16 protein-coding genes are annotated in these 17,551 nt (G+C 74.9%); 13 read left to right on the top strand and 3 right to left on the bottom strand.

Annotated elements, in window-relative coordinates:
- Nucleotides 1–61: 61 nt before the first annotated feature.
- The 3 genes from EUS26_RS05760 to sqr are packed head-to-tail and all read right to left on the bottom strand — an operon-like array spanning nt 62 to nt 2,263.
- Complete coding sequence (locus EUS26_RS05760; RefSeq protein WP_238148817.1) at nt 62–691, bottom strand: DsrE/DsrF/DrsH-like family protein; 630 nt, start codon at nt 689–691, stop codon at nt 62–64.
- Between the two features lie 13 nt (nt 692–704).
- A complete protein-coding gene (locus EUS26_RS05755; protein ID WP_130012229.1) occupies nt 705–1,019 on the bottom strand; it encodes a TusE/DsrC/DsvC family sulfur relay protein in 315 nt (104 codons plus the stop codon).
- A 5-nt stretch (nt 1,020–1,024) separates the two neighbouring features.
- The gene (gene sqr, locus EUS26_RS05750; protein ID WP_130012228.1) at nt 1,025–2,263 is read right to left on the bottom strand and encodes a type III sulfide quinone reductase, selenoprotein subtype; all 1,239 of its coding nucleotides are present in this window, start codon (nt 2,261–2,263) and stop codon (nt 1,025–1,027) included.
- Between the two features lie 95 nt (nt 2,264–2,358).
- Between sqr and EUS26_RS05745 the strand changes: the two genes are divergently transcribed.
- From EUS26_RS05745 to EUS26_RS05685, 13 genes are all read left to right on the top strand, one after another.
- Complete coding sequence (locus EUS26_RS05745) at nt 2,359–2,658, top strand: DUF1905 domain-containing protein (protein ID WP_130012227.1); 300 nt, start codon at nt 2,359–2,361, stop codon at nt 2,656–2,658.
- Nucleotides 2,659–2,776: 118 nt separating this feature from the next.
- On the top strand, nt 2,777–4,030 hold the full coding sequence (locus EUS26_RS05740) for a toxic anion resistance protein (RefSeq protein ID WP_130012226.1): 1,254 nt from the start codon (nt 2,777–2,779) through the stop codon (nt 4,028–4,030).
- Between the two features lies 1 nt (nt 4,031).
- Complete coding sequence (locus tag EUS26_RS05735) at nt 4,032–4,661, top strand: hypothetical protein (RefSeq protein WP_130012225.1); 630 nt, start codon at nt 4,032–4,034, stop codon at nt 4,659–4,661.
- Complete coding sequence (locus tag EUS26_RS05730) at nt 4,658–6,250, top strand: AAA family ATPase (protein WP_130012224.1); 1,593 nt, start codon at nt 4,658–4,660, stop codon at nt 6,248–6,250. The genes EUS26_RS05735 and EUS26_RS05730 overlap by 4 nt, the downstream gene beginning before the upstream one ends.
- The gene (locus EUS26_RS05725) at nt 6,247–7,491 is read left to right on the top strand and encodes a hypothetical protein (RefSeq protein ID WP_130012223.1); all 1,245 of its coding nucleotides are present in this window, start codon (nt 6,247–6,249) and stop codon (nt 7,489–7,491) included. The genes EUS26_RS05730 and EUS26_RS05725 overlap by 4 nt, the downstream gene beginning before the upstream one ends.
- The gene (locus EUS26_RS05720; protein WP_130012222.1) at nt 7,488–8,948 is read left to right on the top strand and encodes a hypothetical protein; all 1,461 of its coding nucleotides are present in this window, start codon (nt 7,488–7,490) and stop codon (nt 8,946–8,948) included. The genes EUS26_RS05725 and EUS26_RS05720 overlap by 4 nt, the downstream gene beginning before the upstream one ends.
- On the top strand, nt 8,945–10,081 hold the full coding sequence (locus EUS26_RS05715; protein ID WP_130012221.1) for a hypothetical protein: 1,137 nt from the start codon (nt 8,945–8,947) through the stop codon (nt 10,079–10,081). The genes EUS26_RS05720 and EUS26_RS05715 overlap by 4 nt, the downstream gene beginning before the upstream one ends.
- Nucleotides 10,078–12,351: a serine/threonine-protein kinase gene (locus EUS26_RS05710; RefSeq protein WP_130012220.1), complete on the top strand. Its 2,274-nt coding sequence runs from the start codon at nt 10,078–10,080 to the stop codon at nt 12,349–12,351. Before EUS26_RS05715 ends, EUS26_RS05710 begins: the two co-directional genes overlap by 4 nt.
- Complete coding sequence (locus EUS26_RS05705) at nt 12,348–13,514, top strand: PP2C family protein-serine/threonine phosphatase (protein WP_130012219.1); 1,167 nt, start codon at nt 12,348–12,350, stop codon at nt 13,512–13,514. Before EUS26_RS05710 ends, EUS26_RS05705 begins: the two co-directional genes overlap by 4 nt.
- Nucleotides 13,507–14,793, top strand: coding sequence for a VWA domain-containing protein (locus EUS26_RS05700; RefSeq protein WP_130012218.1), 1,287 nt, complete (start codon nt 13,507–13,509; stop codon nt 14,791–14,793). Before EUS26_RS05705 ends, EUS26_RS05700 begins: the two co-directional genes overlap by 8 nt.
- Nucleotides 14,793–15,776: an FHA domain-containing protein gene (locus tag EUS26_RS17525; RefSeq protein ID WP_130012217.1), complete on the top strand. Its 984-nt coding sequence runs from the start codon at nt 14,793–14,795 to the stop codon at nt 15,774–15,776. Before EUS26_RS05700 ends, EUS26_RS17525 begins: the two co-directional genes overlap by 1 nt.
- Nucleotides 15,777–15,848: 72 nt before the next feature.
- Nucleotides 15,849–16,703 carry a hypothetical protein gene (locus tag EUS26_RS05690; protein ID WP_130012216.1) on the top strand — a complete coding sequence of 285 codons (855 nt, stop codon included), beginning with the start codon at nt 15,849–15,851 and terminating at the stop codon, nt 16,701–16,703.
- A gap of 53 nt (nt 16,704–16,756) precedes the next feature.
- Complete coding sequence (locus EUS26_RS05685) at nt 16,757–17,524, top strand: hypothetical protein (RefSeq protein ID WP_130012215.1); 768 nt, start codon at nt 16,757–16,759, stop codon at nt 17,522–17,524.
- Nucleotides 17,525–17,551: the final 27 nt, after the last annotated feature.

Here is a 17,551-nt window from a genome sequence, read left to right as displayed (position 1 = left end):
GGTGTGCCGGGGCGAGCGGGTGGACCGACCGCGTCCCACCCTCCTGACCAGCCGGGCAGACTCAGACGAAGACGATCTGGGCGCCCTGCGCGATCTCGATGAAGTCGCCGGCGCTGATGACCCCTTCGACGCCGGGGTGCAGGTCCGCCTCCAGCATCTTGGCCATGTCGAAGCTGAGCTTGCAGGCATACAGGTGCGCTCCCGAGGCCTGCAGGAGGTCGAGGAACTCCGGCACCGTCGGGATGTCCTGCTCGGCCATCTGCCGCTTGAGCATCCGGGTCGCCATGCCGGTCATCCCGGGCAGGTTGCCCAGCGCCTGCGGCATCGACGCGTGCTCCAGCCCGGGCCGGACCCGGCCGAGATCGTCGAGGTGCATGGCGGTGTTGCCGGCCATGGTGAAGCGCAGCTTGTCGTTGGTCTTCGTGTTGATGATGTCCAGGCCCCAGAAGGTGAAGAAGAGGTGGACCTCCACCCCCTCACCGAGGGCGGCGTTGCCCATGATGAGCGCGGGGTAGGCCATGTCGAGGTTGCCCTTGGAGCAGATGAAGGCCATCTTGCGCGGGCCGTCGTAGCTCGTCGTGGTGGTCACCGCGGAGGACTCGCCGGTCTGCACCGTCCGGGTCGTGCGCGGGGCGTCCCCGAAGTCGGGGAGGATGAAGCCCTCGGGCAGGGTGCTGGTGGTCGTGCTCACGGGGGGTGCCTTCCTAGACGCAGCCGACGGGTTTGCGCAGACCGGCCAGCCAGGCCATCTTCTTGGCCGGCTTGCCGGGGTAGAGCGCGAAGAGGGTCTTGATGTCGAAGCCCCCGACGGTCTGCATCCGGCGCAGCGTCGGGGTGACGCCGGTGCGCGCGGAGTCCTCCCGCATGAAGCGCAGCGGAGCCAGGTGCTCCTCGTCCAGCTCGATCCCGATGAGCGCGGCGAGCTCGGTCGCGAGCTCCTCGCTCCACTGGTCGCGGTCGGTGAGGAAGCCCTCCTCGTCGACGGCGAAGGACCGTCCGTTCAGGGTGTTGGTGGGCATCTCGGTCAGTCCTCCTCCGGCGGCTTCTTGCCGGCCATCGACATGTGGGCGGTGACGGGGAGCCGGTGACCGGGCAGCAGGACCTTCCAGTAGAGCTGCTCGAAGACGAGCTTGCCGAGGTGGTTGGCCCGGGAGGGGGTGAGCAGCCGCATCGGCCCGGCGACGGGCACCGGGAAGGCGCCCTTGAGCGGTTGGGTGTCGTAGTTGAAGTCGAGCAGCAGGGCCTGGCCGCGCCCGGACTCGACGAAGCAGTTCGCGTGCCCGTCGAAGGAGTTCGGCAGCGGCCGCCCGGCGACGGCGGCCAGGAAGTTGTCGACGAACAGCTCGGTGGCGAAGTGCGCGACCGAGCCCGCCTTGGAGGTGGGTATGTCGCTCGCGTCGCCCAGGACGAAGATGCGCTCGTGCTCGAGGCTGCGCAGCGTGTGCTTGTCCACGGGCACGAACCCGGCGTCGTCGCCGAGCCCGGAGTCGGTGACGAACTGCTGGCCGGTGTGCGGCGGCACCGTCACGAGCAGGTCGAAGGGCAGCTCCCGGCCGTCGTAGGCGACCAGCCGTCGACGCTCGTTGTCGATCCGCTCGACGGCGAAGTCGGCGGCGAGGCGGATGCTGCGGTCCTCGAGCAGGCCACCGAGCTCGGCGGAGGCGACCGGCTTGGTGAAGGCGCCGTCCAACGGGGTGACGTAGGTGATGTCCACCTGGTGCCGGATCCGGCGCCGGCGGTAGTGGTCCTCGGCCAGGAACGCGAACTCCAGCGGCGCGACCGGGCACTTGATGGGCATCTCGCTCACGTGGACGAGCAGCCGACCGGAGTCGAAGCCGGCGAGCGCGTCCCTCAGCGCGACCGCGCCCTCGTGGGTGTAGAACTCGTGCACCGCGTCCCGCCACAGCGCCCCGTCGCCCATCCCCGGCACGAGGTCGGGCCGGGGCACCGTGCCGCTGGCGATGACCAGCCAGTCGTAGTCCAGCAGGTCGCCGCCCGCGAGCTCGACCTGCCTGCGCTCGGGATGGACCAGCCGGACGGCCTCCTGCCGGAAGGTCGCCCGCGCGGGCAGGAAGTCGCGGCGGTCCTTGACCACCCGGTCCGGCTCCATCCAGAACGGCACGAAGAGGTACCCGGGTTGGTAGTGGTGGTGGACGTCACGGTCCACCACGGTGATCGACCAGTCGTCGTCGAGGACCTTGGCGAGGTGGTTGGCGGCCATCGTGCCCGCGGTGCCCGCCCCCAGGATCAGGAGCCTGTTCATGTCGACATACTACGGCATGTCGTAGGCGGGCTGGGCAGCGGGCTCCCGGCTCCTCACGGACAGCCCTGGTCCGCCCGGCGCACTAGCGTGGCGGCATGGACGAGCCCCCGGACCTGGAGTTCACCGGCGAGGTGGTCGAGTGGCGCGGGCCGGCGCCGTACCACTTCCTCGTGGTGCCGCAGGAGGAGGCCGCGTGGCTGACCCAGGTCATGCGGGAGGTCACCTACGGGTGGGGCATGGTCCCGGTCACCGGCCAGGTGGGGGGCACCGGCTTCACCACCTCGCTGTGGCCTCGCCAGGGCACCTTCTGGGTGCCGCTGAAGGACGCCGTCCGCCGCGCCGAGGGGATCGAGCTGGGCGACGTCGTCACCGTGGCACTGACGATCCGTACCTGAGGGTGGTGGCCCCCGTGTGAAAAGGTGGAACTCGGGACACAATGGGCACGTCGCAGCGGGTGCGCCCGCGTCCCGACGGGGGCGTCGGCCCCCGCACCAGGCACCTCGAGGAGAGACGATGACCGACCAGCCGCAGCCGCTCGCCGCGCCGGAGCCCCAGGCGGAGCCCCTGGTGCTGACCGCCCCCTCCCCGTCCGAGCCGGTCGCGCAGACCGCGGCCCCCCGGATGGCGCCGCAGGTGGACCCCGAGGCGATGCCGGCCCTCGACGCCAAGGTCGAGGCATACCTCACCGGGCTGACCCAGACCGAGACCCGGTCGCCGGAGTTCGCGCAGCGGGCCGCGGACGTCCGCACGATGGGCGACGCCGACATCCGGGCCGCCGCCGAGACCTCGAACCGGCTGCTCAAGTCCCCCGTCCGCGCGATCCAGCAGGGCGGGGTCTCCAAGGAGTCCAAGGTCGCCCAGACGCTGACCGAGCTGCGGCACACCGTGGAGGACCTCGACCCGGCGCAGGCCACCGGGGTCAAGAAGTGGTTCGAGCGGCTGCCGTTCTCGGACCGCATGACGAAGTACTTCCAGAAGTACGAGTCCGCGGAGAAGCACCTCGACGCCATCCTGCACGCCCTGCGCAGCGGGCAGGACGAGCTCGGCAAGGACAACGCGGCGCTCAACCTGGAGAAGCAGCAGCTGTGGGAGTCGATGGGGCGGCTCAACCAGTACGTCTACATCGCCGAGCAGCTGGACGCCAAGGTCGCCGCGACCATCGCCGAGCTGGACGCCAGCGACCCGGACCGCGCCAAGGCGATGCGCGAGGACGTGCTCTTCTACGTCCGGCAGAAGCATCAGGACCTGCTCACCCAGCTGGCCGTGTCGATCCAGAACTACCTGGCCATCGACATCGTCATGAAGAACAACATCGAGCTCATCAAGGGCGTGGACCGCGCCTCGACCACGACCGTCTCGGCGCTGCGCACGGCGGTCCTCGTCGCCCAGGCGCTGAACAACCAGAAGCTCGTGCTCGACCAGATCACCGCGCTCAACCAGACCACGTCGCAGATGATCCAGAGCACCAGCGAGCTGCTGCGGGACAACTCGGTCGCCATCCAGGAGCAGGCGGCCTCCTCGACCCTCGGGCTGGAGCAGCTGCAGGCGGCGTTCGGCAACATCTACGCGACCATGGACGCGATCGACGAGTTCCGGGTCCAGGCGCTGGACGGCATGTCGCAGACCATCGGCGTGCTCGAGGGCGAGGTCGAGAAGTCCCGCAGCTACCTCGACCGCGCCCGCCGCACCGACATCCGCCTCGCCGGCGGCCAGCTGGACCTCGACGGTGGCCGGCCGGGCGGCTCGCTCTCGTCGGGACCGCGCTGAGGTGGGCTTCTCCGACCTGCTGGACCGCATGCTGGGGCGGTCCGCGCCCGCGGACGACCGGCTGACGCTGCCCGCACCGCCGACCGCGCAGGACGTGCACGACGCGCTGGCCTCGACCGAGGAGCTCCTCGGCTCCAGCGCCCTGCCCTCGGTCGTCGTCGCCCGGGGCACCCGGGTCATCGACACGGTGCGCGACACGCTGCCGCGCCTGGAGAAGCTCAGCGGCAGCGACCTGGGCTACACCGTCGTCGCGACCGCGACCGACTACCTGCCCGAGGCGATCGGTGCCTACCAGCGGCTGCCCCGCCGGTATGCCGACACGCGCCCGGTCGACGGCGCCAAGACCTCGCTCATGGTGCTCGTCGACCAGCTCGACCTGCTGGGGCTGACGATGGACCGGGTCTTCGACGCGGTCTACCGCCAGGACGCCCGCGAGCTGGTCGCGCAGGGCCGGTTCATCGCGGAGAAGTTCGGCTCCGCCGGCAGCGGCGGCTCGCTGCGGCTCGACGAGGACGACCACGCGCCCGTGCCGAAGGAGCCGACCCCGGCCCCCGTGGCCACCCCGCACCTCGACTCCGCCGAGGCCGACGGCGTCAGCCCGCTCGCGCCGCCGCAGGCAGGCACCCGATGAGTCAGGTCGGCGACGCGGTCGAGCTGCTGGCCCGGGTCGGCCGGGAGGCCGGCCTGGACGAGCGGGCGGCGCGCGCCGAGGGCCAGGTCATCGCCGCGGCGGTGCTCGAGCAGCCCGGACCCAGCAGCGCGCACACCCTGTGGGCCAGTGCGTTCGACCGGCCGGCCAGCGACTTCTTCGGCGCGGTGCCCCGGGGCCGCCGGTACGCCTCGATCCCCACCCCGCTGCTGGCGACCCTCGTCGCCGAGCGCAGCCCCCGGGCGGCCGGGTATGCCCAGGCCCTCGCCGACGTGGCGACCGCGGCCTGCGCGCTGCCCGAGGCGGGGCAGCTGAGCCTGGGCAAGGCGACCTCGGTCGCACGGACCCAGCTGGCGGCCGCCGGGGTGGCACCGGCCCACGGGCCGGGCACGCCCACCGAGGGCCTGACGCCGCCAGGAGTCGGACCGACGTCCCCCGGATCAGGCACCGGCGCGGGCGCGCTCGACCCGGGTCAGCTGCATACCTGGTCCAGCGAGCTGCTGCGGCGGGCCCAGGAGCAGTCCGCGCGCCTGGGCGAGCTCCTGGGCCGACCATCCGCGGCGCCCGGTGGGGACACAGGCCAACCATCCGCGGCGCCCGGTGGGGGTGGTGGCCCGGCGGCGGGGGTGCCCGAGCCGGAGCCGGAGGGCGGACAGGTCGCGTCCCAGGACGGGACCGAGGACGGGTCCGGGACCGACGCCGAGACCGAGCCCGAGCCGGAGCGCTCGGTCGAGGAGCTGCTGGACGAGCTGGACGAGCTCATCGGGCTCGAACGGGTCAAGGCGGAGATCCACCGGCAGGTCGCGCTGCTCAAGATGGACGCCCGCCGGCAGGAGGCGGGCCTCAAGGTGGCCACCCTCACCCGGCACCTGGTCTTCGTGGGCAACCCGGGGACCGGCAAGACGACGGTGGCCCGGCTGGTCGGCGGCATCTACCGCGCGCTCGGCCTGCTCAGCAAGGGCCAGCTCGTCGAGGTGGACCGCAGCGAGCTGGTCGCGGGCTACCTCGGGCAGACCGCCGCGAAGACCGCCGAGGTGGTGGGGAGCGCCCACGGGGGCGTCATCTTCATCGACGAGGCGTACAGCCTCGGTGGCGACCAGTACGGCAAGGAAGCCATCGACACCCTCGTCAAGGAGATGGAGGACCACCGGGACGACCTCGTGGTCATCGTCGCCGGCTACCCCGACCCGATGGCCGACTTCGTCGCGACCAACCCGGGTCTGGAGAGCCGGTTCCGCACCATCATCGACTTCGCCGACTACACCGACGGCGAGCTGCACGCGATCCTGCGCCACCTCGCGGCGCAGATGGACTACGACCTCAGCGAGGACGCGCTCACCCGGTTCGGCGAGATCCTCGCCGCCACCCCGCGCGGCCCCAGCTTCGGCAACGGCCGGTTCGCCCGCAACATGCTCGAGGCGGCCATCGGCCGGCACGCGTGGCGGCTGCGGGACACCGACGGCGCCACCGTGGAGCAGCTGCGCACCCTCGAGCAGGAGGACTTCGAGGACCGCGACGCCGTCGACCTGTCCGTGGAGGGTGCGAGCCCCGACGACCAGGACCAGCCGTGAGCGCCCCCGCCGGCGGGTCGTCGGCGTCGGCCCGACCCGCCTCCACGACCCAGGGACAGGCGGCGTCCGCGAGCCCCGCCGCCCCGCAGACCCAGGGCGTCGCCCAGACCCAGGGCCCGGCGCAGCAGCAGGGGCAGCCGGCGAATCCCCAGCAGGGAGCCGCCCGCCCCGCGCCCGCAGGGCAGCCCCGGTCGCGGGGTCGCGACGAGGTCTCGAGCACGCCCCGGCTGCTGCGGCTGGCCCGGGCCGGGGCGGCCGCGGCCGCGCTGCTCACCGGCGTCGTCGCGACCGGCACCTTCTCGACCGACGGGATCAACTCGACGCCCAACGTCGTCGCCGACCAGTGGGCCGCGGCGGAGCAGGCCCGCGTCGACATCCCGCGCGCGGACCTGCTCGCGGCGCAGCGGGTCACCGACCCCGCGTCGGCCGACGAGCAGGCGCTGGAGGGCTACGACGAGGCGCTGCGGGCGGTGGCGACGGACCTCAGCCGGGGAGGAGACGACACGGGGGCGGCCGCCGCGGACTGGAGCACCTTCGTCACCGGGGTGGAGCGCGCCGCCGCGCAGGAGTCCACCGAGGGGTATGCCGAGGCCTCCGCCGCGGCAGCGGCGGCCACCGAGCGGGTCGCCGAGGTCGCGGACGCCCGGGCCGACGACCTGCTGACCGGGTCGCGCTCCATGCTCACCACGGTCGTCGGGACCCTGGGCGTGGTGGTCCTGGTCGGCATCATGGTCTGGCTGGCGCTCCGCACCCGGCGCATCCTCAACCTCCCCCTCGCGGGCGCCGCCCTCATCACCGCCGGCCTCACCTGGCTCTCGGTGAACCCGGGCGCCCTGCCGCTGGACTACGACCAGTACGTCCAGGACACCCGGGCCTCGACGACGGCCCTGCAGGAGGTCTATCAGGCGCGCGCCGCGCAGGTCGCCGCGGCCGCGGGCGTGCAGGTGGACGTCGACGCCGCCATGACCGAGGCCACGGAGGCGCTGGAGCGGGCGGACCTCGTCGACCTGGAGCAGGACTGGTCCACCGTCGCCGCCGCGGAGGGGCCGCAGGACGCCGCCGAGGCCTACGGACGGGTCGAGGCCGCGCTGTCCGGCCGGGTGGCGGACGACCTGTCCAGCGTCGACCCGGGGGTCAGCGCACCGGCCGTCCTCACCGCGGCCGGGGCGCTGCTGCTCGGCGTCGTGGCGGCCGGGCTCGCCTGGGCCGGGGTCACCCAGCGGCTGAGGGACTACCGGTGAGCGGCGACGGTCGGCGCGGCGGCGGTCCCGAGCTGCCGCCGATGACCATCCTCGGCGAGGACCGACCCGACGTCGAGGACACCACGGTCGAGGAGCTGCGGGCGCAGCAGGAGCAGCTGGAGCAGGCCCGACGCGACCTGGCCGACCGCACCCGGCAGGAGCGCGAACGCGCCGCGCAGCAGCTGGCCGCCGAGCGCCGCCGGGCCGAGCGTGAGCTGGCCCGCCGGCAGCGCGAGATCGACGACGCCGAGCGGCGGCTGCTGCGCACCGAACGTCGCCTGCGCAGGCAGGGGGCGGGCTCCGGCGCGAGCGTGGACCTGACGCCGACGACGCGGCGGCGCCGCAGGTCCCGCCGCGCCGACGACGACCTGCTCGACGCGGCCCGGGCGGAGGCGAGCACCCGGGTGCCGCGGCTGTGGCTGGCCGCGACCCTCGCGCTCGCGGCCGGGCTCTCGCTGGCGCTCGGCAGCGCCCTGTCCGCGGAGCGGGTCGAGCGCGGGCAGACCGGGACGCTGACGGTGCTGGACACCGCGCAGGCCGATCTGCGCGACGCCGTGTCGGTCCTCGACACCGAGCTGGTGCGCTACGCGACCGGTGAGCCCGTGCCGCTCGACGGCGCCGGCCAGCTGCCCAGCGTGACGACCGCGCAGGAGGTCCTGGCCCGCGACGGGCTCGACCCCTTCGCCGCCGAGCGGCTGGCCGAGGTCGAGCCGGCGCTGGCCAGCGACACCGTGAGCCCGGTGCGGGCGGCCACCGTCTGGCGGGACACCCGGCTCGACATGGCGTATGCCGTCTCGTCGTGGGACGTCGAGCGGGAGCTGGAGGCGATGCGGCCCGGCTCGGCCCTCGGCACCACCCTCCTCTGGGCCGGCGGCCTCCTCCTCGCGGTCGGGGCGGTGGTCCTGCTGCGGGCCGGCGCCCGGGTCGCGGGCGCCTTCGTCGCGCTGGCCGCCCTGGCGACGTCGCTGCTGGTGGTCCAGGACACCCAGCCGGGGTGGCGGGAGGCGGTGACGGCCCACGAGGACGCCACCGACCGCCCCGGGGACCTGCAGAGGGTCGTCCAGGACGACCTGCAGGTCCTGGTCGGGCTGCGCTCGGTCGAGCCGTGGGAGGCCGACGACGAGTACGGCTACTGGAACCAGCACTACGCCCTCGAGGAGGGCGCCGACCCCGACGGCACCGTGGCGCAGGTCCGCGCCGACCTGGGCCGCACCCTCGCGCAGGAGGGCGGCCAGGAGGCGCAGCGCACGGCGGCCCTCGACCTCGTCGCCGCGGCCGACGCGGCGCGGGCCCCGCTGGAGGCCGACCTCGTCACCGCCCGCGAGGCCGTCGTCGCCGAGGCCACCACCGGCCCGTCCACCGCGCTCCTGGCCGCCGGGCTCGGGCTGGCCGTGCTGCTGCCCTTCGCCGGGCTGGGGGCGGAGTCGATCGCCCGACGTCGGAAGGAGGAGGCGTGAGCACCGCGCACGCGACCGCGCCCGCGGCCCCGGGCAGCATCGGCGCCGACGTCCCGGACACCGAGCTGCTGGCCTACCTCGACGCCATGCTGCGGTGGAAGGACCGCCGGCGCACCGAGCTGGCCGCCCTCGACGAGGCGGCCCTGGGCCTCGAGGACGCGGGCGAGCGGGCCAGGGTCACGCCCGACGTCACCCTGTCGATGACGCTGTGGCAGGCCGTGGCCGACCGGCTGGCGCTCATCCAGGCGACGTGGGACAGCGGCCGGGTGGGCGAGCAGGAGCGTCGCCGCATCACCACCCTGGTGTGGGGCACCCTGGAGCAGCCGGGGACCCGCGGTGCCCAGTCGCTGGCCGTGTCCCTCCCCGAGGCCTGCCGCCTCTCCGACTCCCTCGCCTCCTCGCTGCGCTCCCGGCTGCGGCTCGACGGCGCGGACCCCGATCTCGCCGGGCGGCTGCGCGCCCTGCGCCAGCAGGTGGAGCGGATCGCCGACCAGGTCGCGCTCATCCCCGACGCGCGCGCGGGGTCGGCGGCCCGGGCGCACCGCGAGCTGGACGACCGGCTCACCGACGTCACCGACCGGGCGGCCCGCGGCGCGGACGTCGGCGGGCTCCTCGGGCCGCTGGAGTCGCAGGCCGCGACCGTGGAGCGCGACCTCATCGTCGCGGCCTCCGCGCGGGCGCACGCCAAGGCCGACCACGCCCAGGCCACCCGGGAGGTCGCCGAGCTGTCCGCGCGCGGCGAGGCGGTCCGTGCCCTGGCGCACCGCGCCCGCGCCACCGTCACCCCCGCGCCCCGGCTGGGCGTCCCCGACGTCGCCGCCCTCGGGCCGGTGCCCGGGGACCCGGGCGAGCTCACGGCATACCGGGCGCGGCTGGAGCGCGTCGAGCGGGCCCTGACGATCGCGCAGACGGAGTATGCCGCCGCGCTGGCCCACCTCGAGGACCTCACCGAGCGCGCCGCCCGGGTCCGGCAGCGGCTGACGGAGGGGCCCGGCGACCCGGAGCCGGCCATCGTGGCGCTGGCCGACCAGACCGACACCCTGCTCGCGGGCCGGCCCACCGACCTCACCCGGTTGCAGGCCCTCGTGCAGGCGCAGGAGAGCTTCGCCGCGGCGATGGGAGGACGACCGTGACCGCCTGCCTGGAGCCGGGGTGCACCGGCCACTACGAGGACGGCTGGTGCAACGTGTGCGGCTCCCCCGAGCCGCGCCAGGCACCCATCGAGGCCACACCGGCCCACCCGGACCCGGTCCGCGCCGCGGATGCCGCCTCGGCGCCCACCCCCGCTCCGTCCGGGTCCGCCGCGGACCCGGCCCGGGGGTCGGCGCAGGGGGTGGCCACCCCGGCACCCGGGCAGACCCAGCAGGCCGTCCGCGCAGCCCGGGTCCGGCGCCAGCGGGCCGGCGCCGCCGGGCGACGGTCCCGGCTGGGTCTCGGGCTCACCGACGTGCCCGACGTGCCGGTGACCGACCCCACCGAGAAGCTCATGGTCGACCCGCGGGTCCCCGAGGACCGGCGGACCTGCCCCGCCTGCGGTGCCGACGTCGGCCGCGCCGCCGGCGACGCGGAGGGGCGCCAGCAGGGCTTCTGCCCGCAGTGCCGGGCGCCCTACTCCTTCACCCCCAAGCTGGAGCCCGGCGAGCTCGTCGCCGGGCAGTACGAGAACGTCGGGGCCCTCGCGCACGGCGGGATGGGCTGGATCTACCTGGGCCGGGACAAGAACGTCTCGGACCGCTTCGTCGTGCTCAAGGGCCTGCTCAACACCGGCGACGAGGACGCGCTGGACGCCGCGGTGGCCGAGCAGCAGTTCCTCGCCCAGGTCAAGCACCCGCTCATCGTCGAGATCTACAACACCGTCCAGCACGACGACGACGCCTACACCGTCATGGAGCACGTCGGCGGCCGCTCCCTCAAGCAGCTGCTGCAGGACCGGATGCGGCAGGCCGGCCGCTACACGCCCTTCCCCGTCGACCAGGCGCTGGCCTACGTCATCGAGGCGTTGCCCGCGTTCACCCACCTGCACGAGCTGGGCCTGCTCTACTGCGACTTCAAGCCGGACAACCTCATCCACGAGGGCGACGGCATCAAGCTGATCGACCTGGGCGGCGTGCGCCGGCAGGACGACCTCGACTCCCCCATCTACGGCACCGTGGGCTACCAGGCGCCGGAGGTGGCCGAGGTGGGCCCCTCGGTGGCCTCGGACATCTACACCATCGGGCGCACCCTGTGCGTGCTGACCTTCGAGTTCCGCGGCTACCAGAGCGAGTACGTCCACTCCCTGCCGCCGATGTCCCAGGTGCCGGCATTCACCGAGCACGACGCCTTCTACCGGGTCGTCGCCCGGTGCTGCGCGCCGGACCCCAACGACCGGTTCCTGTCGGTGGAGGAGCTGCGCAGCCAGCTGGTCGGCGTGCTGCGGCAGGTGGTGGCGGCCAGCGGCCCGGACCGCCCGGCGACCCTGTCGGCGCACAGCCCGGCCTTCGACCCGCCGGTCACCACCGGCGAGACCCTGTCGTGGTGGGAGCTGCCCGAGGTCAAGCGGGACGACACCGACCCGATGCTCGACTGGATCTCGGGGCGGTCGACCAACGACCCGCAGACCACCTACGAGGCCCTGGGCGCGGCACCCGAGGAGACCCCCGAGGTCTTCCTGGCCCGGGCCCGCGCCGGCATCCGGGTGGGGCAGCGCGGCTGGGTCGACGACGCCGTCCGCGGCCTGCTGGCCGAGGACCCGTGGGACTGGCGCGGGTCGTGGGTGCGCGGGCTGTGGGCGCTCTCGCAGGCCGAGGGCGAGCACGTCCAGCAGCGCGCGCAGGAGGCCGGTGGTCACTTCGCCGCCGTGCGCGACGCCCTGCCGGGGGAGATCGCCCCGCGGATGGCGTTGGCGCTGGCCACCGAGCTGGCCGGCTACGACCAGGCGGCCGAGCTCGACTACGAGCGGGCGTGGCGGACGGACGCGGCGTACGTCGCGCCCGCCGCCTTCGGTCTGCACCGGGTGCGGATGCGGCGTGGCGACGTCGACGGTGCGATCAGCGCCCTCGACTCGGTGCCGGCGAGCAGCCGCGCCCACCCGCGGGCGCGCTGGCTGCGCGCCGAGCTGCTGCGCCGCCGGGGCGGTCTGGCCGACCTGCGCGAGTCCATGCACTCGGTCCAGCGGCTCACCCTCGACCCCCGCCAGCGGGCGCAGTTCAACGCGGTCATCTACGAGCAGGCGCTCGACCAGGTCACCGAGCACGGCCCGAAGCCGGACTGGCGGGTGGGCGAGGTGCCGCTCACCCGGGACGCGCTGCAGCGGGCCCTGGAGCGGGAGTACCGCGTGCTCGCCGACTACACCCCCGACCCGCAGGAGCGGGCCGGGCTCATCGACCGCGCCAACGCGGTCCGTCCCTGGAGCTGGACATGAGCGACCCGACCCCGGGCCCGATGCCCGACGACCCGACTGAGCCGATCCCGGCACCCGGCACCCGCCCGGGCGGCAAGCCTGGCGCCGGCACGGGTGGGCGGCCGCAGGAGCCGGCTCCCACGACGGCAGGGGACGAGCAGCCGGAGGGGCCGGGCGGGCAGCCGGGCCCCGACGAGGTGGAGGAGGAGCCGGAGCCGTTCAGCGACGGGCCTCCCCCGCTGCCCGAGCCCATGCTCGTCCTGGACGGCGCGCTGCCCCCGGCGGACGCAGCCCCTCCCCGGCCGGCCGACCACGGGACCTGCGCCTCCTGCGGCGGGGCCTACGACGAGGAGGGGTGGTGCACGCAGTGCGGGGAGCGCCGCCCCGACCCGCGCCACCACGTGATCGCGACCCCGTCCGCGGCGGTGGCCGGGGTGTGCGACCGGGGCCGCCGGCACCGGGACAACGAGGACGCCATGGCGCTCTGGGCGGACGACGACGAGCCCGGCCGGGCCGTGCTCGTGGTGTGCGACGGGGTCTCCAGCGCGCCGCGGTCGGCCGAGGCGAGCCTGGCGGCGGCCGAGGCCGCGCGGGAGCAGCTGCGCGGCACCGGCGACGCCACCGAACGGCACGAGCGGGCGGCGCGCGCCGCGGCGGACGCCGTGGCCGAGGTCGCCGCCGACCACCCCCGCGACTCGCCGTCGTGCACCTACGTGAGCGCCGTCGTGGAGGGCGGGCGCGCCAGCATCGCCTCGATCGGGGACAGCCGCGCCTACTGGCTGCCGGACCAGGGCGAGCCGCAGCGGCTCACCAGCGACGACTCGATGGCCGAGGAGCAGGTGCGGGCCGGCATACCGCGGGCCGAGGCCGAGGCGGGCCCGCTGGCACACACCATCACCCGCTGGCTCGGCCCGGACTCCCCCGACCACCGGCCGGGGACGACCGAGCACGACGTCTCGGCCCCCGGGTGGCTGCTGCTCGCCAGCGACGGCCTGTGGAACTACGCCTCCGAGCCGGCCGACCTCGCCGCCGTCGTGCGCGCGGTGGCCGCTCGGGTGGGCGGGTCGCCCGGCGCGCTGGCCCAGGGGCTGGTGGACTGGGCCAACGAGCAGGGCGGGGCGGACAACATCACGGTCGCCCTCGCCCGCTGCGGTGACGAGAGGCAGGATGGGGCGCATGGCTGAGTTCACCTCGACCGTCCACCAGAACGAGTTCCTGCCCGACGGCGGGACCGACGTGCACGCCATCGTGTCGGTCACCTGCTCGGGGGCCGGCGAGGTGGCCGCGTGGACCGGGTCCGGCGGCGACGCGGGCGAGGTCATCATCGTCGACGTGTCGGGCTCCATGGACGTCCAGGGCGTGCAGGCCGCGGCGTATGCCGCCTCCGCCGCGCTGGACGAGATCGTGGACGGGGTCTGGTTCGCCATCGTGGCGGGCAACCACGAGGCCGCCCTGTGCTACCCCACCGGCACGTCGGCCGCCATGGCCCGGATGTCGCCGCAGACCCGGCTGGAGGCCAAGCGTTCCCTCCAGCGGCTGACCCCGGGCGGCGGCACCGCCATGGGCCGGTGGCTGCTGGCCGCCGGGCAGCTCTTCGCCACGGTGCCCTCGCTGTCGAAGCGCCACGCCATCCTGCTCACCGACGGCGCCAACCAGCACGAGACGCCGCAGGAGCTGAGCTGGGCGCTGGAGCAGGTGCGCGGCCGCTTCCAGGCCGACTGCCGCGGTCTCGGCGCGGCCTGGCAGGTGGCCGAGGTCCGCCGGATCGCCGAGGCGCTGCTCGGCAGCGTCGACCTCATCCGGACGTGGGACGGGCTCAGCGAGGACTTCCGCTCGCTCATGGCCTCCTCGATGGGCAAGGGCGTCAGCGACGCCCAGCTGCGGGTGTGGGCTCCGCAGGGCGCGGAGGTGCTCTTCGTCAAGCAGGTCAGCCCCACCCTGGAGGACCTCTCCGGCCGCAGGGTGGAGGTCAACGCCCTGACCGGCGGCTACGACACCGGCGCCTGGGGCGACGAGACCCGCGACTACCACGTGGCGGTGCGGCTGGCCCCCAAGGCGGTCGGCCAGGAGCAGCTCGCGTCCAGGGTGCAGCTGGTGGTCGGCGAGGAGGTCCGCACCCAGGGCCTGGTCAAGGCGGCCTGGTCCTCGGACGACGTGCTCACCGCGCAGATCAGCCCCGAGGTCGCGCACTACACCGGCCAGACCGAGCTGGCGTCGGCCATCCAGGAGGGTCTGCGGGCCAAGGCCATGGGCGACGACGTCACCGCCACCTCACGGCTCGGGCGGGCCGTGCAGCTGGCCCGGCAGACGGGTGACGACGCGGCGACGTCGCGGCTCTCGCGGGTGGTCGACATCGACGACGCGGCCACCGGGCGGGTGCGGCTGCGCCGTCACGTCGACAAGCTCGACGAGATGGAGCTCGACACCGCCTCGACCAAGACGACCCGGGTCCGGCCCGGCTGATGGTGCGGTGCCCCGAGGGCCACGAGAGCCAGGCCACCGACTACTGCGACACGTGCGGCACCCCGATCGGGGCGACCCCCGTGGTCGCTTCCGAGCCGTCGGGCGGGTCGGCCGCCGCGGCGCCTGGTGGGTCGGGAGGCGGGTCGGTCCTCGACCTCGACGAGCCGGTGGCGCAGACCCAGACCTGCCCGCACTGCGGCGGCGTCAACGTCGCGGACGCCCTCTTCTGCGAGGCCTGCGGCTACGACTTCACCACCGGTGCGCTCCCGCTGGGGGCCGAGCCGGAGGTGGAGCCCGAGCCCGACCCGGCACCGACGTCGGTTGCCGAACCCGCACCTGAGCCGGCTCCCCGGCCAGGACCCGCGCCGCAGCCCGAGGCCGAGGAGGCACCTCAGCCAGGGCCTGAGCCCGAACCTGAGCCGGGCCCTGACCCGCAGCCCGAGGCCCGTCCCGAACCCGAATCCGAGCCTGACCCGGAGCCCGAGGCGCCTCCCGCCTCGCCGGCACCGCAGCCGCGCCCGGCGGCGCACCCGAGGCCACGGCATACCCCGCCCTCCCGCGACCTCGCGGACACCTGGGTCGTCGAGGTCTGGGTCGACCCGGACTGGTATGCCGTGCAGCAGACCGCGGAGGCGTGCCCGAGCGCGGGCGTGCCGGACGTCGTGGTCGTGCGGCGCAGCGTGGTCATGGTCGGGCGGCCCTCCGGCAGCCTCGGGGTGCGGCCCGAGGTCGACGCGGGGGCCGACAGCGCCGTCTCCCGGCGCCACGCCCAGCTGACCAGCGACGGGACCCGGTGGTGGATCGAGGACCTCGGCAGCAGCAACGGGACCTACGTGGGCGTGGTGGGTGAGCCGTTGCCGACGCAGGCGCTCACCCCCGGGCAGCGGGTGGAGATCGACCGGGACGACCGCATCTACGTCGGGGCCTGGACCCGGCTGGTGCTGCGGCAGGCGACGCCCGCCGAGCGTGCCGGCCAGGGCTGAGCGCCGGCCGGCGCGCTCGGCGGGCGTGCCGCACCCTGCGTCAGCCCGGCCGCTGCGCCTAGAGTCGTCCCCATGCCCACCGACCCCCCGGCCCCGACGTCCCGCAGCAGCCGGGCGCGGCTGCGTCGCTCCGGTCGTCACCTGGTGCGCCTCGGCAGCCTGCTCGCCGTGGTCTCCCTCGTCGTGACCCTGGTCGGGGGGTGGGCGACCCGCTCGCTGCTCGAGCACCTGCAGTCCAACTCGGCCGAGCTGCTGGACGGCACCGCGACGGTCTCGCTGACCGAGGGCACGCAACGCACCCTCTACGTCACCGGTGGCCTCGTCGCGCCCGGCGAGATCGCCCCCACACCGGTCGAGCAGATCAGCTGCACCATCACCGGCCCGGGCGGGGAGCTGCCGTTCACGACCCTCGCCGAGCAGGGCCGCCGGGTCGGGATCGACACCGCGCTCGCCCGCTTCCAGGTGGTGGGCGAGTTCACCGCCACCGACACCGGCGAGCACCGGATCGACTGCGAGGGCCTGGGGGTCGTCGTGGCGCCCGAGGTGGGCCCGGCCAACGCTCTGCTGCGGCTGGGCGGGCTCGCCCTGGGCACCCTCGGGAGCTTCGTCGGGCTGTCGATGCTGCTCATCGGGGGCGTCCTGCTGCTGCTCGTCCGTGCTCCGCAGGACGGTGAGGGCGCCGACGAGATCGTCGACGACGCCCCACCCGCCGAGGGCGCCGACGAGTGGTGGGAGGACGAGGCCGGTGACGGGGCGGCTGGCGCCGACGGTGGGCCCGACGGGCCGACCGGCGCGGACGACGGCGACTTCGTCGACCTCACCGACGAGGAGCTCGAGGCTCTCTCGGACGAGCAGATCGCCGAGCTCGTGGCCTCGGGGCAGCTCGTCTTCGTGGACGACGACGAGGACGACAGCGCCCGGTCCTGACCCGACGGACGCGGGGCCCGCGCCGCCACGGCGGCTGCGGCTAAGGTCGTGCCATGAGCTATGCGAGCCCGCCGGTGCGCCGGCGCAGCGGCCTGACCACGGCCGGCAAGTGGATGTTCATCATCGGCCTGGTCCTGTCGGTCGTCGTCGGGATCGCCGTCGTCTGGGGTGGCGTGCAGGGGGCCCGGATGATCAGCGGCTTCCAGGACGGCGGGACCCCCATGGAGGGCGGGCAGGCGACCGTCGCGATGGACGAGGGGGACTTCCGGCTGGTCACGACCGAGGCCTCCGGAGCCACCCCGACCTGCACGGTCACCGCCCCCGACGGCACCGAGTCGGCGCTGACGCAGGACGGCACCTTCGACACCGGCGACCCGCAGGCCGACGCCGCGGTGGTCGGGACCTACCAGGCCACCGTCGCCGGCGAGCACACCTTCACCTGCGAGGGCGAGGCCACCACAAGCCTCTCCCCCAACGTCAGCCTCGGCGCCACGGTCGCCCTGGGGGTGGCCGCCCTGGGCCTGCTGCTGCTCATCCCGCTGCTCATCATCACGGTCGTCGGCCTCGTCATGTGGCTGGTCGGCCGCAGCCGCGACAAGAAGGCCGTGGACGGGCCGCCCGGTGGCTACGGCTACGGCACCGGCCACGCCTACCCGCAGCAGGGCTACGGCCCGCCGCAGGACAGCGGCTACCCGCAGGCGCCCCAGCAGGGCTACGGCCAGCCGCCCTCCGGCGAGCCGGGCTACGGGCAGGGGAGGCCGGGCGAGGGCCCCACGCCGCCTCCCGGCCAGGACCCGCGCGACCCCTACCGCCGCGACTGACCCGGCCGTCGCGACCCGGACGACCGC

Origin of the sequence: Serinicoccus sediminis, from assembly GCF_004153545.1 — a bacterium.
Classification (GTDB): domain Bacteria; phylum Actinomycetota; class Actinomycetes; order Actinomycetales; family Dermatophilaceae; genus Ornithinicoccus; species Ornithinicoccus sediminis_A.
Note: the sequence above shows the minus strand (reverse complement) of the source record. Positions and strands in the feature narration are given on the sequence as shown.

What these genes read in the sequence shown, in the direction of transcription:
- EUS26_RS05690 (WP_130012216.1), top strand. Translation starts at nt 15,849, where the DNA reads ATGCCCACCGACCCCCCGGCCCCGACGTCCCGCAGCAGCCGGGCGCGG.
- EUS26_RS05685 (WP_130012215.1), top strand. Translation starts at nt 16,757, where the DNA reads ATGAGCTATGCGAGCCCGCCGGTGCGCCGGCGCAGCGGCCTGACCACG.
- EUS26_RS05705 (WP_130012219.1), top strand. Translation starts at nt 12,348, where the DNA reads ATGAGCGACCCGACCCCGGGCCCGATGCCCGACGACCCGACTGAGCCG.
- EUS26_RS05700 (WP_130012218.1), top strand. Translation starts at nt 13,507, where the DNA reads ATGGCTGAGTTCACCTCGACCGTCCACCAGAACGAGTTCCTGCCCGAC.
- EUS26_RS17525 (WP_130012217.1), top strand. Translation starts at nt 14,793, where the DNA reads ATGGTGCGGTGCCCCGAGGGCCACGAGAGCCAGGCCACCGACTACTGC.
- EUS26_RS05745 (WP_130012227.1), top strand. Translation starts at nt 2,359, where the DNA reads ATGGACGAGCCCCCGGACCTGGAGTTCACCGGCGAGGTGGTCGAGTGG.
- sqr (WP_130012228.1), bottom strand. Translation starts at nt 2,263, where the DNA reads ATGAACAGGCTCCTGATCCTGGGGGCGGGCACCGCGGGCACGATGGCC.
- EUS26_RS05755 (WP_130012229.1), bottom strand. Translation starts at nt 1,019, where the DNA reads ATGCCCACCAACACCCTGAACGGACGGTCCTTCGCCGTCGACGAGGAG.
- EUS26_RS05730 (WP_130012224.1), top strand. Translation starts at nt 4,658, where the DNA reads ATGAGTCAGGTCGGCGACGCGGTCGAGCTGCTGGCCCGGGTCGGCCGG.
- EUS26_RS05740 (WP_130012226.1), top strand. Translation starts at nt 2,777, where the DNA reads ATGACCGACCAGCCGCAGCCGCTCGCCGCGCCGGAGCCCCAGGCGGAG.